Source organism: Nocardioides cavernae, from assembly GCF_016907475.1.
Lineage (GTDB): Bacteria > Actinomycetota > Actinomycetes > Propionibacteriales > Nocardioidaceae > Nocardioides > Nocardioides cavernae.
This window is the reverse complement of the sequence record NZ_JAFBCA010000001.1, coordinates 2,713,184-2,727,980: the sequence shown is the minus strand read 5'-3', so window position 1 is coordinate 2,727,980 and position 14,797 is coordinate 2,713,184. Positions and strand designations below refer to the sequence as shown.

Annotated in this window: 13 protein-coding genes; 5 read left to right on the top strand and 8 right to left on the bottom strand. The window is 73.3% G+C overall.

Going from position 1 to position 14,797, the window contains the following annotated elements; all coding sequences use genetic code 11:
* The first annotated feature begins 85 nt into the window (after nucleotides 1-85).
* The gene (locus JOD65_RS12845; protein WP_191197226.1) at nucleotides 86-1,042 is read left to right on the top strand and encodes a type IV toxin-antitoxin system AbiEi family antitoxin domain-containing protein; all 957 of its coding nucleotides are present in this window, start codon (nucleotides 86-88) and stop codon (nucleotides 1,040-1,042) included.
* A gap of 119 nt (nucleotides 1,043-1,161) precedes the next feature.
* Here the strand turns inward: JOD65_RS12845 and JOD65_RS12840 are convergent, their stop codons facing one another.
* The 5 genes from JOD65_RS12840 to gap are packed head-to-tail and all read right to left on the bottom strand — an operon-like array spanning nucleotide 1,162 to nucleotide 4,851.
* Nucleotides 1,162-1,521, bottom strand: coding sequence for an RNA polymerase-binding protein RbpA (locus tag JOD65_RS12840; protein WP_172259783.1), 360 nt, complete (start codon nucleotides 1,519-1,521; stop codon nucleotides 1,162-1,164).
* 30 nt (nucleotides 1,522-1,551) lie between these two features.
* Entirely contained in the window at nucleotides 1,552-1,791 is a 240-nt protein-coding gene (gene secG, locus JOD65_RS12835; protein WP_191197227.1) for a preprotein translocase subunit SecG, read from the bottom strand.
* A gap of 44 nt (nucleotides 1,792-1,835) precedes the next feature.
* Nucleotides 1,836-2,606: a triose-phosphate isomerase gene (gene tpiA, locus JOD65_RS12830; RefSeq protein ID WP_191197310.1), complete on the bottom strand. Its 771-nt coding sequence runs from the start codon at nucleotides 2,604-2,606 to the stop codon at nucleotides 1,836-1,838.
* Nucleotides 2,607-2,638: 32 nt separating this feature from the next.
* Nucleotides 2,639-3,853 carry a phosphoglycerate kinase gene (locus JOD65_RS12825; RefSeq protein ID WP_307821144.1) on the bottom strand — a complete coding sequence of 405 codons (1,215 nt, stop codon included), beginning with the start codon at nucleotides 3,851-3,853 and terminating at the stop codon, nucleotides 2,639-2,641.
* Between the two features lie 2 nt (nucleotides 3,854-3,855).
* The gene (gap, locus tag JOD65_RS12820) at nucleotides 3,856-4,851 is read right to left on the bottom strand and encodes a type I glyceraldehyde-3-phosphate dehydrogenase (protein ID WP_191197228.1); all 996 of its coding nucleotides are present in this window, start codon (nucleotides 4,849-4,851) and stop codon (nucleotides 3,856-3,858) included.
* Between the two features lie 242 nt (nucleotides 4,852-5,093).
* Between gap and JOD65_RS12815 the strand changes: the two genes are divergently transcribed.
* Genes JOD65_RS12815 through JOD65_RS12800 form a run of 4 tightly spaced genes read left to right on the top strand, consistent with a single transcriptional unit; the run spans nucleotide 5,094 to nucleotide 11,885 of the window.
* Nucleotides 5,094-5,966 carry an ABC transporter ATP-binding protein gene (locus JOD65_RS12815; protein ID WP_191197229.1) on the top strand — a complete coding sequence of 291 codons (873 nt, stop codon included), beginning with the start codon at nucleotides 5,094-5,096 and terminating at the stop codon, nucleotides 5,964-5,966.
* Entirely contained in the window at nucleotides 5,963-6,619 is a 657-nt protein-coding gene (locus tag JOD65_RS12810) for an ABC transporter ATP-binding protein (protein WP_191197230.1), read from the top strand. The genes JOD65_RS12815 and JOD65_RS12810 overlap by 4 nt, the downstream gene beginning before the upstream one ends.
* Nucleotides 6,616-8,841 (top strand): hypothetical protein, encoded by a 2,226-nt coding sequence (locus JOD65_RS12805; RefSeq protein ID WP_191197231.1) that lies wholly within the window; start codon nucleotides 6,616-6,618, stop codon nucleotides 8,839-8,841. Before JOD65_RS12810 ends, JOD65_RS12805 begins: the two co-directional genes overlap by 4 nt.
* Nucleotides 8,838-11,885: an FtsX-like permease family protein gene (locus tag JOD65_RS12800; protein WP_191197232.1), complete on the top strand. Its 3,048-nt coding sequence runs from the start codon at nucleotides 8,838-8,840 to the stop codon at nucleotides 11,883-11,885. The genes JOD65_RS12805 and JOD65_RS12800 overlap by 4 nt, the downstream gene beginning before the upstream one ends.
* A gap of 16 nt (nucleotides 11,886-11,901) precedes the next feature.
* Here the strand turns inward: JOD65_RS12800 and whiA are convergent, their stop codons facing one another.
* From whiA to rapZ, 3 genes are all read right to left on the bottom strand, one after another.
* Nucleotides 11,902-12,888: a DNA-binding protein WhiA gene (gene whiA, locus JOD65_RS12795; RefSeq protein WP_191197233.1), complete on the bottom strand. Its 987-nt coding sequence runs from the start codon at nucleotides 12,886-12,888 to the stop codon at nucleotides 11,902-11,904.
* A gap of 69 nt (nucleotides 12,889-12,957) precedes the next feature.
* Nucleotides 12,958-13,926, bottom strand: a complete 969-nt coding sequence (locus JOD65_RS12790) for a gluconeogenesis factor YvcK family protein (protein ID WP_191197234.1) — start codon at nucleotides 13,924-13,926, stop codon at nucleotides 12,958-12,960.
* Between the two features lies 1 nt (nucleotide 13,927).
* Entirely contained in the window at nucleotides 13,928-14,794 is an 867-nt protein-coding gene (rapZ, locus tag JOD65_RS12785; RefSeq protein ID WP_191197235.1) for an RNase adapter RapZ, read from the bottom strand.
* Between the last annotated feature and the right edge of the window lie 3 nt (nucleotides 14,795-14,797).

Here is a 14,797-nt window from a genome sequence, read left to right as displayed (position 1 = left end):
CGGGTCGAGTCGGCTCGTCCTGACGTTGTCCACAGATCGCAGCAGGTAGGAGTCAGGTCCGTGGGCCGCGGGGATCAGTGCAGTCATGGACCCGACACAGTGGCTGCAACTGCCCTATCTCGACGACACCTTCCCGCTCCCGCTCGACGCACCGTTCACCACACGCGCCGCGTCGGACGAGGGGATCAGTCCGCACGACCTGACCCTCCTCAAGCGAGCGGGGCTCCTGCGGACGCCGATCAAGGGCGTGTACGTCGCTGCGCAGGCGCGCGACGACACTGCTCACCGGCTCGCGTGCCTCAGGCTCGTGACGCCGCCCGACGCCATCGTCGTCGACCGGCACGCCGGCTGGGCGCAAGGCGCCGACATGCTCCTCCACCCGAACGAGCACCTGCACGCCATGCCCATCGCCCTCTTCCTACCTCACGGACGAGGCCGGCTGCGCAACAAGCTTGCCGACAGCGGCGAGCGCACCTTCCTCGACAGGGACCTGACAGTGGTCGACGGCATCCGGATGACCACACCGCTTCGCACCGCACTCGACCTGGGGCGGCAACGGTGGCCGGAGCCCGCACTCACCGCACTCGACGCCCTGCACCGACTCGGTGTGTTCAGCGTCGAGGAGCTCCTCGCTGAGGTGGACCGGTTCAAGCGGATGCGCTGGGTGACCATCCTGCGACTGGTCGCACCCCACACTGACGGTCGTTCCCAGTCCGGAGGCGAGACGGTCGTCCGCTGGCGATGGCTCAATCTCCCGGTTCCTCCTCCGGAGCCGCAGATCGAAGTGCTGTCCGAAGGCCGGCAGGCCTTCATCGACGTGGGCAACAAGGACCTGCGCTTCGGTGTGGAGTTCCAGGGGCTCGACTGGCACACCGGTGAGCAGCACGAGGCCGAAGATGAAACCCGATTCGGATGGTTGCGCGACGATGAGGACTGGATCATGGAGCCCGTGTGGTCGTCCGACGTGTACGGGCGACACGCCTGCATCGAGGACGTCATCCTCGACGGCGTACGCCGCGGGCGAGGGCGCCACGCAGCCTGAGCAGGATGGGCCGACTCGACCGGTCCCGGAACTCAGGACGCGCCGACTCGACGTCCCTGTGGGCTCAGGACGCGCCGACTCGACGTCCCTGTGGGCTCAGGACGCGCCGACTCGACCTGTCAGAAGATGATCTCGCCGGCCTTGCGGCGGCTGCGCAGCAGGGCGACGGCCTCGTCGAGGATGTCGGCCGCCTCGGTCTCGCTGCGACGCTCCTTCACGTAGGCGAGGTGCGTCTTGTAGGGCTCGATCTTGGGGGCCGGGGGCGGGTTCTCCGAGTCGAGGCTGGCCGGCAGGCCGCACTTGGGGCAGTCCCACGACTCGGGCACCGCGGCCTCGATCGCGAAGGTCACCACGGACCGGTGGTCGTGGCTGCAGAAGTACGTCACTGCCTGCCGCGGTGCGGCCTCGCCGCGCTCGGCCTCACCCATCGGGCCGGCCCCGACTCGACTACCGCGGATCGCGTTTCCAGCACCAGCCATGACGACTCCTTCTCAGAAACGCTTGGGGACTCAGCTGCCCTGGTAGGCCATGAGCAGGCCGAGGGCGACAACACAGGCAAACCAGATGACGCCGACCCCGATCGTGAAGCGGTCGAGGTTGCGCTCAGCGACCGACGATCCCCCCAGGCTGCTGGACACGCCGCCACCGAACATGTCGGACAGGCCGCCGCCGCGGCCCTTGTGGAGGAGCACCAGCAGGATCATGATCGCGCTCGTGAGGACGAGCAGGATGGTGAAAGCAAGAATCACGAGCGGAAGCCTACGTCACGTTCGCCGCGAACCGGTGAGCGCCCTCACAGCACGGGCATGTCGTAGAAACGGCAGATCCCGCCGAACTCGTCGACCTGAAGGCTGGCGCCCCCGACGAGGCATCCGTCGACGTCCGCCTTCTCCATGATCCCGCCGACGTTGGCGGCCTTGACCGACCCGCCGTAGAGGATCCGCAGGCCGCCGGCCGCACCGTCACCGTGGACCGCGCGGACACGCTCGCGGATCGCCGCGCAGACCTCCTGCGCGTCGTCCGGGGTCGCCACCTCGCCCGTGCCGATGGCCCAGACCGGCTCGTAGGCGACCACGAGGCCGGCGACCTGCTCGGCGGTGAACCCGTCGAGCGAGCCGTCGAGCTGCGTGAGCGTGAAGGCGACGTGCTCCCCTGCCTTGCGTACGTCGAGACCCTCCCCGACGCACACGATCGGGGTCATCCCGGCGTGGAGCGACTTGTGGGCCTTGGCGTTGACCAGCTCGTCGGACTCGTTGTGGTACATCCGGCGCTCGCTGTGCCCGACGACGACGTAGGAGCAGCCCAGCTTGGACAGCATGGCCGCGGAGATCTCGCCGGTGTAGGCGCCGTTGTCGTGGACGGAGACGTCCTGGGCGCCGTAGCGGATCGACAGCCGGTCGCCGTCGACCAGCGTCTGCACCGAGCGCAGGTCGGTGAACGGCGGCACCACGACGACCTCGACCTTGCCGAAGTCGTGGCGCTTGTCCGACAGCGTCCAGGCGAGCTTCTGGACCGTCACCACCGCTTCCTGGTGGTTGAGGTTCATCTTCCAGTTGCCCGCCATCAGCGGCGTGCGGTTCGTCTTCTCGGCCACGGTCAGCCCCTCTCGAGTACGGCGATGCCCGGGAGCTCCTTGCCCTCCAGGAACTCCAGCGACGCGCCACCGCCGGTGGAGATGTGGCCGAACGCGGCCTCGTCGAAGCCGAGCTGGCGCACGGCCGCGGCGGAGTCGCCGCCGCCGACGACCGACAGGCCGTCGATCTCGGTCAGCGCCTGCGCGACGGCACGGGTGCCGCCGGCGAAGGCGTCGGTCTCGAACACGCCCATCGGGCCGTTCCAGAAGACCGTCCTGGCGTCGGCCAGCGCCGCCGCGAAGGCGGCCGCCGACTCGGGCCCGATGTCGAGCCCGAGGGCGTCGGCCGGGATCTCCGAGGCGGGTACGACGGACGGCTGCGGCTCGCGGTCGCCCGACGGGAACGCCGTGTCAACCACGACGTCGGTGGGCAGCACGATCTCGACGCCGCGGTCCGCCGCCTCGCTGAGGTAGCGGTTGCAGGTGTCGAGCTGGTCGGCCTCGAGGAGGCTCTTGCCGACCTCGTGGCCCTGGGCCTTGAGGAAGGTGAAGACCATGCCGCCGCCGATGAGCAGCTTGTCGGCCTTGTCGATGAGGTTGTCGATGACCCCGAGCTTGTCGGAGACCTTCGACCCGCCCAGCACGACGACGTAGGGCCGCTCGGGCTCCTCCGTCAGGCGCCGCAGCACGTCGACCTCCGCCGCCACCAGGCCGCCCATCGCGGACGGCAGCCGCAGCGCGACGTCGTACACGCTCGCCTGCTTGCGGTGGACGACGCCGAAACCGTCGGAGACGAAGGTATCGGCCAGCTGCGCGAGCTGGTCGGCGAACGCGCCGCGGACCTGGTCGTCCTTGCTGGTCTCGCCGTCGTTGAAGCGGACGTTCTCCAGGAGGGCGACGTCACCGTCCTCCAGGCCGGCGACGGTCTCGGACGCGCTCGCGCCGACGGTGTCGGTCGCGAACGCCACCGGACGCCCGAGCAGCTCGGACAGCCGACCGGCGACCGGCTCCAGCGAGTACGCCGGGTCGGGCGCGCCCTTGGGGCGGCCCAGGTGGGCGGTCACGACCACCCGGGCGCCCGCGTCGGACAGCTGCGTGATGGTCGGGACGCTCGCGCGGATCCGGCCGTCGTCGGTGATGGTGGTGCCGTCGAGGGGCACGTTGAGGTCCGAGCGGACCAGGACGCGCTTGCCCCTCAGGTCACCGAGGGACTCGATGCCAGCGGTGGTCTCGGCCACGGTCAGAGCGACGTGCCGACGTGGGTGATCAGGTCGGCGAGGCGGTTGGAGTAGCCCCACTCGTTGTCGTACCAGCCGAGCACCTTGACCTGGTTGCCGATCACCTTGGTGAGGGGCGCGTCGAAGATGCAGGACGCCGGGTCGGTGACGATGTCGGTGGAGACCAGCGGGTCGGTGGAGTAGCGCAGGTAACGCCCGTCGGCAGCGGCCTTGACGATCGCGTTGACCTCGTCGACGGACGTCTCGCGGCTGGCCTCGAAGGTCAGGTCGGTGGCGGAGCCGGTGGGGACCGGGACGCGCATGGCGTAGCCGTCGAGCTTGCCCTTGAGCTCGGGGAGGACGAGGCCGATGGCCTTCGCCGCACCGGTCGAGGTCGGCACCATGTTGAGCGCTGCGGCGCGGGCGCGACGCGGGTCCTTGTGGATGTTGTCCTGGAGGTTCTGGTCGGCGGTGTAGGCGTGGATGGTCGTCATCAGGCCCTTGTTGATGCCGAGGCCGTCGTGCAGCGCCTTGGCCATCGGCGCGAGGCAGTTGGTCGTGCAGGACGCGTTGGAGATGACGGTGTGGGCCGCGGGGTCGTAGAGCTCGTGGTTGACGCCCATCACGATGGTGATGTCCTCGTTGGAGGCGGGCGCGGAGATGATGACCTTCTTGGCGCCGGCGTCGACGTGGGCCTTGGCCTTGGTCGCGTCGGTGAAGAAGCCGGTGGACTCGACGACCACGTCGGCACCGATGTCGCCCCACTTGAGGGCGGACGGGTCGCGCTCGGCGAACGCGGCGATGGTCTGGTCGCCCACCTTGATCGACGTGTCGTCGCTGGTGACGTCGGCGTCGAGCCGACCCAGGATCGAGTCGAACTTGAGCAGGTTCGCCAGCGAGGCGTTGTCGGTCAGGTCGTTCACGCCGACGATCTCGATGTCGGCGCCCGAGGCGCGCACGGCGCGGAAGAAGTTGCGGCCGATGCGACCGAAGCCGTTGATACCTACGCGGACAGTCATGGTGATGCCTCCTTGGTGGGGCCTTCGGTGACCCCGTCGACACTGCGGCCTTTGGTGACCACTCCGACCATATCGGGCTCCCGGTCCTGCGCGACCTGCGGTCTCCCGCGGTACGGACCGGTAACTTTGGATCGATCCAAGGGCGTCGTCGCACACCGACCCTTCGTCGCCGGTGCATGATGTCCCAGCATTCCGGCGCGGCCGGGTGACGGTGTGACGACACGGCTTCAGGAGGACTTCAGGTGCAGGACGGGGGCGGCATCGGCGTCCGGTGCTCGGGCGTGGTGCACCTCTACCGCACCTTCGAGGGCCACGACGTGGTGGCACTGCAGGGCGTCGACCTCGAGATCGCCCCGGGCGAACGGGTCGCGTTCCTCGGCCCGAGCGGGTCGGGCAAGTCCACCCTGCTCGCGCTGCTCGGCGGCATCCAGCGCCCGAGCGCCGGGCGCATCCTGCTCGGCGACGACGACATCTCGCGGATGAGCGAGCGACACCTCTCACGGCTCCGTGCGCGCCGGGTGGCGACCATGCTGCAGGGGTCAACCCGCAACCTCCTCCCCTACACGACAGCGCGACGCAACGTGGAGTTCGCCCGCATCGGCATGACGGCCGAGGAGGCCGACCGGGCGCCGGGCGTGACCGACCTCCTCGACCGGGTGGGGCTGACCGACCAGGCCGACCAGGTGGTGAGCACGATGTCGGGCGGCCAGCGCCAGCGCCTGGCCCTCGCGTGCGCCGTCGCCACGACGCCCGGACTGCTCCTCGCCGACGAGCCGACCAGCCAGCTCTCCCACGTGGACCGTGACGCCGTGGTCGGCCTGCTCCACGACCTCAACCGCGACTTCGGCACCACCGTCGTGGTGGTCACCCACCAGCCGGAGGTCGCCGCGACCTTCCCCCGCACCGTGACGATGAAGGGCGGCCGAGTCGGGTCCGAGGGGCACCACGGCGCCGAGTACGCCGTCATCGGCAGCGAAGGGGTCCTCCACCTGCCCTCGCACCTGACCACCCAGTGGCCCGCCGGCACGCTCGTCCGCGTCGATGCGGAGCCGCGTCGGATCGTCATCAGCCACCCGGCCGACGAGACCGGCATCCCGCGGGACGGTCTGCGATGACCGCCGAGATGAACGGGACCGGCGACCTGGTCCTCGACCACGTCAGCTACCAGCCCGGGCCGCTCCTGCTCGACGACGTCTCCGTGACGTTCGCGGCCGGTCGCGTGACGGCGCTGTCCGGTCCGAGCGGGTCGGGCAAGACCACGCTGCTGTCGATCGCCGGTGGCCTGGTCGCCCCGAGCACGGGCGCCGCGACGTACGACGGCCGCGCGACGTGGCAGGGCGACGGCGACCCGCCGCCGGAGATCGCCTTCGTGCTCCAGGTCTACGGCCTGGTCCCCATCCTGTCCGCCCGCGAGAACGTCGCCATCGCACTGCGCGCCCGCGGCACCTCGTGGACCGACGCCTCCGACCGCGCCGAGGCGGCGCTGGCCCGATTCGACATCGCCGACCTCGGCGACCGGCAGGTGGAGGAGCTCTCGGGCGGCCAGCTGCAGCGCGTGGCCTGCGCCCGTGGCCTGGTGGTGGGCGCGCCGGTGCTGCTCGCCGACGAGCCGACGAGCGAGCTCGACCAGGGCAACGTCTCGGTCGTCCTCGACGCCCTGCGCGCCGAGGCCGAGCGAGGATGCGTCGTCGTCATCGCCACCCACGACCCCGCCATCGTCGAGCTCGCCGACCACCACGTCGCGATCGACGAGGGCCGGATCACATGACCTTGCGCCTGCTGGCCGGGTGGTGGGCCCGGCGTGGCACCCACCTGCCCGTCGCCGCCGCCATCGCGGTGGTCACCGCGGCCACCGTGCTCGCCGACGCCGGCGGCAGGCCCGCCCTCCTCGTGCCGCTGGTCGTGCTCGCCGCAGGGGTGCTCCCCGGTGCGGGCCTCGCCCTCGGTGGCGCGCGGCGGCAGGAGGCGGCGCTGCTGCGACTGCACGGACGGCGGGGCGTGCGCTGGGTGACCGCGCTCGTCGCCGAACCGATGCTGACAGCCGTCCTGGGTGGCGCGGTGGGTGCTGCGGTGCCGCTGGCCCTGGGGGCCGAGATCGCATCCCCGGCACTGGTCGCCGCCGTGTGGCTCCTTGCCTCGGCCACCGTCGTCACCGCGATGGTGGTCGCGCTGCGCGGACCGCTCACCGAGCTGCTCCGCCCCGCCGGTGCCGAACGGGCGCGCCGAGCCAGCGCCCTCGCTGCCCTCGTGCCCGTGGTCGTCGCGGTGGCCGCGGTCGTCGCGCTGCTCCGCCGCTCCTCGACCGCCCCCGACGCGTGGGCCTTCACCGCCCCCGTGGTGGTGGGCCTGGCCGCGGGTCTGCTGGCGACCGCGGTGGTGCGGCTGGTCGCGGGACGGCTCGCCCGGCGTCCCGGCCTCGGGCCGTCGCTCGCCGGCCACCGCCTCGCGCTGCCGCGGGCCGCGACCGGTCTCCCCGTCCTGGTCGGCTCGGCGGTGCTCCTCGGCTGCGCCGCCAACACGGCGCTGGCCGTCCACGACTGGACGCGCGACACCTCGCTCGTGACGTCCGCGACGCCCCTGGTGGTGTCGTACGACGGCCCTGCCGACGGTCTGCTCGAGGCGACCCGCGAGGCCGACCCGGACGGCCAGTGGCTGATGGCGGCGATCCGGGTCCTGGAGGACGACCGGCCGATCTCGCGGCGGGTCTACCTCGACACCGCCCGCTACGAGCGGGTCGTCGGTGACCGGCTGGCGGGGACCGCCGCCTCTGGCGGCTCCACCGAGGTGTCCGACCTCGGCGCCGCCGCCGCCGCGACCGATCCCGAACCGGTCACCACCGGACGCCGCATGACCGTCCGCCTCGCCCTCGCCGGCTCCCGCCCGCGCCCGCTGCGGCTCGACGTCCTGACGGTGAGCCCGTCCGGGTCGGGCCGCCAGACCGTCTTCGCCCGGCCGACCCCGGGGACGCCGACGACCGTGTCCGCCGACCTCGTCCGGTGCGAGACCGGCTGCCGGGTGACCGGCATGGAGGTCGCCATCGGCGCCCCCTGCAACGACGACACCTGGGCCCAGCCCTTCTGCCAGCGGCCGGCCCTCACCCTGACGGAGCTCGACCTCGGGGGTCTCGACCTGCTGGCCCGCCCGTGGGTGCTGGCCGAGCCCGACGAGCGGCCGCCGGGCGAGGTCGCGGCCACGCCCGGACAGCTCCGGGTCCGGCCGAGCAGCGCCGGCACCAGCTACCTCGCCACCGACAGGTCACCCTGGGCCACCCCGGTCCTCGCCACCAGCAGCGTGGAGTGGCCCGACGCACCGGAGGCGCCGACCACCGGCGGCATGGCCCGACCGGCCCGCGTCCTGGCGACCGCCGACGCCCTGCCCGTGGTGGGCGCGGCGGGCACCGTTCTCGACCTGCCGACCTCCGTCGTCCCGGGCACCGGTGCCGTGGCGCGCGCCGAGCCGCTGGTCCTCGCTCGTGCCGACACCCCCGACAGCGTGCTGGCCCGGGTCGGCCAGCCCCGGCAGGGCTCCGAGCTCTCGCGCGAGGTCGTCGAGGCCGCCGACGACGGAGTCGCGAGGCGGTTCGCCCTGCTCGCTGCCGGCGGCGCGCTGCTCGGGCTGCTGGCCGTCGTGCTGCCGGCCGCGAGGCTGCGGCGCGAGCGCACCCACGAGCGCGCGGTGCTGCGTCTCGTCGGCGTACGCCGGTCCGACCAGCGCACCGCGGGCCGCCTGCAGGTCGTCGTGATGGCACTCGCGGCCGGCCTGGCGAGCGTCGCGGCGACACTGCTGGTCGTCTCGGCCCTCTCCGACGCCCTGCCGGTGCTGGCAGCCGGCCCGGGACAGCTCCCCCTCGACACCGGGCCCCGTGTCCTCGCGCTCGTCCTGGCGGGCACCGTCGCGACCGGGCTCGCGGGGCTCACCACCTGGTGGACCGGCCACGTCCCCGACCGCGCCAGCCTCCCGGCCCGGCTGCGCGAGGAGGTGACGGCGTGATCCGGGTGGCGCTCGACGGCCTGCGGTCGCGCTCCCTGCTCTCCCTCGGCACCCTGCTCCTGCTGGTGGTGGCGCTGGGCTCGGCCGTGCTCGGCCCGTCCTTCGCCGCGGCCGTCGGCAACGCGTACGCCGTCACCCGCCTCGAGGAGGAGCGCAACGTCCTGACCGGGCGCACGTGGGAGGTCCGGCCGAGCAGCGCCGTCGACGACCCCGGCGCCCTGCTCGACGACACGCTCGCCCAGCTCGTCCTGCCGGAGGACCAGCACGCCGCCACCGCCCAGCTGGAGACAAGCCGGATGCTCGCCCCGGGTGCCCTCGGCGAGGTGATGCTGATGGCGAAGCCCGACGCCTGCGCGCACCTCGACCTCGAGGGCCGCTGCCCCGCGGCGCCCGGTGAGGTGTCCGTGCTGGCCGGAGACGCCGAGGAGGACGGCCACGAGCTCGGCGACCGGATCGACCTGGGCGAGCCGTTCGGCACGCTCACCCTCGTCGGCACCTATGCCTATCCCTCGGGCCCGAGCGTCTCACCCGAGCGGCGCGAGGCGCTCGAGGACTTCTGGTTCGAGCCGGGCCGGTTGGCGTCGGTCCCGGCCACGGTGCGCCCGGGACGCCAGCTCACCGACGTCGCCCGGCAGCCGGCGCCCTACCTCGTCGCTCCCGACCAGCTCGCCGGGCTCGCGCCGAGCCTGCTCCTGGTCCGGGTCGACAGCCGCATCGAGGTGCCGACCGACCTGGACGCCGCCGACCTGCCGGCGATCGCCGAGCGCGCCGCCGCGGACCCGGCGCCGCAGCAGCTCGCGGTGGGCACCGCCGCCGAGATCTCCAACAACGACCTCGACGGCATCGTCGCGGACGTCGAACGGGAGCGGCGGTCCGCGCTCCTCGCCGTCACGCCGGCCGTGGTCTCGCTCGTCCTCGTCGCCCTCGCCCTGCTCAGCCGACTGACCTCCGCGGCGGGCGAGCTGCGGGTCCCCGACCTGGCCCTGGCCTCGCTCCGCGGCGCCGACCGCCGGAGGACCTGGCTGCTGGCGCTGAGCGAGCCACTGCTCCTCGTCGCCCTCGCGGTGCCGGTCGGCCTCGCGGGCGGCGCGGCCCTCACCTGGGCACTCGTGCGCGCGTGGCTGCCCGCCGAGCTGCCGGTCCCGGTGCCGGCGTACGCCGTGCTCGCGTCCGTCGCCGTCGTCGCCTGCTCGATCGCAGTGTGCGTCCTCTCGACGCGAGCGGTCCTGGCCCGCAGCCTCGCCGACCAGCTGAGCGGCCAGGCTCGGCCGCGTCCGGCGGGGCGGCTCGCGGTCCTGGTCGCGCTCGCGCTGGTGGCGCTGACGCTCGTCCTCGTGGTCGCTGCGCTCACCCGGCCCGCCGGCGGCGCCACCGACGCGGCCGACCTCGTGCTGCCGCTGCTGATCGCCGCCGTCCTGGGGCTCGCCGCTGCCGGCGGCACCCGCGCGGCGGCGCGGGCGCTGGCCAGACGACCGGCACGCGGTGTCGCGGGCTTCCTGGCCGTGCGGGCGGTGGCGCGTCGCTCGGTCGGCACCCTCGTCGTGCTCCCCCTGACCATCGCGATCGCCGTCGTCACCTTCGGCGCCGGCACCTTCGACGCGGCCGGCGCGTGGCGGGCCAGCGTGGCCGCCACCCAGGCCCCGGCCAGCACGGTCTGGTCGAGCGAGCTGCCGATGAACGAGGCCGTGGCGCTCACCCATCGTCTCGACCCCGACGGCCGGTGGCTGATGGCCACGGGCACCTGGAACGCCCAGGACGGCGTCTACGTGGTCGCCGACGTGCCGCGGCTGGCGTCCGCCTCGTTGTGGGACCCCTCGTGGACGCCGGGGCACAGCGTGGACGACGTCGTCGCCCTCATCACCCGGCCGCCCACACCGCTGCTGACCGGCGCACGCCTCCGGCTGGGCATGACCGTGCCCCGCGCCGCCGGGCAGGTCACCGTCGAGATGCGGATGCGCACCTCGGGCGGCGACACCTTCAACACGTACGTCGGACCGTTCGGGCCCGGCACGTCCACCGCCACCGAGCGCGTCCCGTGCGGGCGCGGCTGCACGGTCGAGGGCTTCGCCCTCGCCGGACCGGCCGGCCTGCCCACCGAGCTCTCCGGGGAGTACGTCGTCGGGCCGCTCGAGGCCGACGGCACCGATGCCTCCGACGTGCTCACCCGCGGCGACTGGCACCTCGTCGACGAGGGCGTCACCCAGGCCGCGCAGGACGTGCGGGTCGACGGCGCCGGTCTCGTCGTCACCGCCGACGGGACCGGCAAGGCCGCCCTGACGTCGGGGATGGGGGGCCTGCGTCCCGTCGTGGCCGGCCGGGAGGCCGTGGACCGCCTCGGGCGCGTCGCGGGCGCCGCGACCTCGACCGTCGGCGGTCCCCCGCCCTCCGAGGCCGTGCTGGTCGCGGAGAGCGTGCCCTTCCTCGGGCCCGAGGGAGTGCTGATCGACTACTCCGTCCTGACGACCAACCGCACGGTCTACGAGGAGGAGTTCGAGGTCCGGGTCCTGGCAGCGGCGGACACCCCCGAACAGGTCACGACGGCGCTGGCGGGGCAGGGTCTCGCCGTGGAGCGCGTCTACGCCCAGGAGCGCGACCGCCTCGACGGGACGGCGTACGCCCTAGCCCTGCGCCTCTACCTCGTCGCGTCGATCCTCGTGCTGCTGATGGCGGTGGCCGGCCTCGTGGTCACCACGGCGATCCAGCTGCCGGGGCGCCGGATGGACGCCGCCGCGCTGAGCGTCGTCGGCGTCCGGCGCAGGTCCGTGCTGTCGTCGGTGGCCGTGGAGCAGGTGGTGGTGCTCGGCGCCGCGGCCGTCGCGGGCCTGCTGGCCGGTGCGGCCGCGCAGCTCATCGTGCTGGGTCGGATCACCCTGGGGCAGGTCGAGGAGGCCTCGTGGCCCCGGGTGGTCGCGCGCATCGATCCGGTGCTGTTGAGCGGCACCGCGCTGGTGGTGGCCGTCCTGCTCGGCACGGTGGCCCTGCTGAGCGCCTGGGCGACCGTACGCCAGGCACGCGGGGCGTCCCTGCGGGAGAAGGCCCGCTAGCTCTTTTCGGAGCCGGTCAGCCCTCGTCGGCCAGCATCTCCGGGGTCAGCGACGACTCCGTGTCGGGGATGCCGAGGTCCTCGGCGCGCTTGTCGGCCATCGCCAGCAGGCGCCGGATGCGGCCGGCGATCGCGTCCTTGGTGAGCACGGGCTCGTGCAGCTGGCCGAGCTCCTCGAGCGAGGCCTGCTTGTGCTCGAGGCGCAGGTGGCCGGCCTGGCGGAGGTGGTCGGGGATCTCCTCGCCGAGGATCTCCAAGGCCCGCTCCACGCGCGCACCGGCGGCCACTGCGGCGCGGGCCGAGCGGCGCAGGTTGGCGTCGTCGAAGTTGGCGAGACGGTTGGCGGTGGCGCGGACCTCACGCCGCATCCGCCGCTCCTCCCAGGCCATCAGCGACTCGTGGGCGCCCAGCCGGGTCAGCAGCGCGCCGATCGCGTCGCCGTCGCGGATCACCACGCGGTCCACGCCGCGCACCTCGCGCGCCTTGGCAGAGATGCCGAGGCGGCGGGCCACCCCGACGATCGCGAGCGCGGCCTCCGGGCCGGGGCAGGTGATCTCCAGCGACGACGAGCGTCCCGGCTCGGTGAGCGACCCGTGGGCCAGGAAGGCGCCGCGCCAGGCGGCGACGGCGTCGCACCCGCCCCCGCTGACGACAGCGGGCGGCAGGCCCCGCACGGGGCGGCCGCGCTGGTCGAGCAGGCCGGTCTGTCGGGCGAGGGCCTCGCCGTCCTTGGTGACGCGCACGATGTAGCGGCTGCCCTTGCGGATGCCGTTGCCCTGGACCATCACCACGTCGGACGGGTGGCCGTAGACCTCGGAGATGTCCTTGCGGAGACGCCGGGCCGCGGCGCCGGTGTCGAGCTCGGCCTCCACGACGATGCGGCCGCTCACGATGTGCAGGCCGCCGGCGAAGCGGAGCATCGAGGCGACCTCGGCCTTGCGGCAGCAGGTCTTGGTGATCTGGGTGGAGGCGAGCTCTGCCTTCACCTGTGCCGTCATAGCCATGGGGCGAATCCTGCCACGTAGGTCAACGACCCTCGGTGGGAACGGTCGAGCCACCGGCGCAGGCGTGATTCAGGCCTCGTCCACGACCTGCCGGAACGCTTCCGCGAGCCGGTCGGGGTCGTGGCGCGGCTCACCCGGGACGGCGATGTCGGCGACCACCAGCCGGGCTCCGCGGTCGGCCACGTCCTTCTCCAGCCGGGCCTGGTCGTCCGCGATCGCGGACGAGTCGACGACCACCGCGTGGACCGTCAGGTCGGGTGCGTGCTCGAACAGGACAGCGAGGTGGTCGGCGGGACCGAAGCCGGTCGTCTCACCCACCTGCGCCTCGAGGTTGAGCACCACGACGAGCCGCCCGGCGGTCTCGGCGAGGGCACGGCGGAGCCCGGGCACCATCAGGTGCGGGATCACGGAGCTGAACCACGAACCCGGACCGAGCACGACCCACTCGGCGGCGAGGATCGCGTCGACCGCCTCCGCACAGGCCTGCGGATCCTCCGGGACGAGGGCGACGGACTCGATGCGGCCGCCCGTGGTGGCCACCTCCACCTGGCCGCGTACGACGGTGACGGCCTCGGGGTCGGCCTCGTCGGCGCCGCGGACCCGCGCCGTGATGTCCATCGGCGTGGTCGCCATCGGCAGCACGCGACCGTGGGCGCCCAGGAGCCGCCCGACCCAGTCGAGCGCCCGCACCGGCTCACCCATGAGCTCCCAGAGCCCGACGATCAGCAGGTTGCCGACGACGTGGCCGTTCATCTCGCCCTGGCCGGCGAACCGGTGCTGCAGGACGTCGGCCCACGTGCGGCCCCACTCGTCGTCGCCGCAGAGCGCAGCGAGCGCCATCCGCAGGTCGCCCGGCGGCAGGACGCCGAACTCGCCGCGCAGCCGGCCGGACGAGCCGCCGTTGTCGGCGACGGTCACCACGGCCGTCAGGTCGTCGATCGTGAGGTCGTCGTGGAGCCGGCGCAGCGCCGACAGCGTGGCGAACAGCCCGTGTCCGCCACCGAGGGCGACCGCAGCCTGCGCGGTGTCGCGGGCCACGTCACTCCCTGCCGAGGTCGCGGTGGGCGGTGCTGACGTCGTAGCCGGAGTCGCGGAGCAGCCCGGCGATCGCCTCGGTCATCGCGACGCTGCGGTGCTTGCCGCCCGTGCAGCCGATGGCGACCTGCATGAACCGCTTGCCCTCGGTCAGGTAGCCCTCCGCGACCGTCGTGAGGACGGGGAGGTACTGCTCCAGGAACCGGCCCGCGCCGGGCTGGGAGAGCACGTAGTCCGACACCTCGGGGTCGCGACCGTTCTGCGGGCGCAGCTCGGGGACCCAGTGCGGGTTGGGCAGGAAGCGCATGTCGGCCACCCAGTCGGCGTCGACGGGGATGCCGTACTTGAAGCCGAAGCTGATGACGGTGACCTTGAGCCGCGTCGTGGCGGCCGTGCCGAACAGCTCGGCGATCCGGTCCTGGAGCTGGTGGACGTTGAAGTTGGAGGTGTCGAGCAGCACGTCGGCGTCGCCGCGGATGTCGGCCATCACGCCGCGCTCGCGCTGCAGGCCGTGCAGCAGGCGTCCGCCACCCTGGAGCGGGTGCGGCCGACGGGCGGCCTCCTGGCGGCGCACCAGCACCTCCTCGGTCGCCTCGAGGAACAGCAGGGTCGTGGGGCGGCCGGTCACAGGTTGGTGGCGGTTGGCCTGCAGAGAGTCGAAGAACGAGCCCGACCGGACGTCGACCACCACCGCGATCGGCTGGTGGATGCCGCGGCTGTCGTCGACGAGGCGCACGACGTCGCGCACCAGTGTCGGCGGGAGGTTGTCGACCACGAAGTAGCCGAGGTCCTCGAGCTCCTTGGCTGCCGTGCTGCGACCGGCGCCGGTCATGCCGGTGACGATCACGAGCTCGCCGGGCGTGGGTTCCACTGG

What these genes read in the sequence shown, in the direction of transcription:
- gap (WP_191197228.1), bottom strand. Translation starts at nt 4,851, where the DNA reads ATGACTGTCCGCGTAGGTATCAACGGCTTCGGTCGCATCGGCCGCAAC.
- JOD65_RS12805 (WP_191197231.1), top strand. Translation starts at nt 6,616, where the DNA reads ATGACCTTGCGCCTGCTGGCCGGGTGGTGGGCCCGGCGTGGCACCCAC.
- JOD65_RS12845 (WP_191197226.1), top strand. Translation starts at nt 86, where the DNA reads ATGGACCCGACACAGTGGCTGCAACTGCCCTATCTCGACGACACCTTC.
- whiA (WP_191197233.1), bottom strand. Translation starts at nt 12,888, where the DNA reads ATGGCTATGACGGCACAGGTGAAGGCAGAGCTCGCCTCCACCCAGATC.
- tpiA (WP_191197310.1), bottom strand. Translation starts at nt 2,606, where the DNA reads ATGGCGGGCAACTGGAAGATGAACCTCAACCACCAGGAAGCGGTGGTG.
- JOD65_RS12840 (WP_172259783.1), bottom strand. Translation starts at nt 1,521, where the DNA reads ATGGCTGGTGCTGGAAACGCGATCCGCGGTAGTCGAGTCGGGGCCGGC.
- JOD65_RS12810 (WP_191197230.1), top strand. Translation starts at nt 5,963, where the DNA reads ATGACCGCCGAGATGAACGGGACCGGCGACCTGGTCCTCGACCACGTC.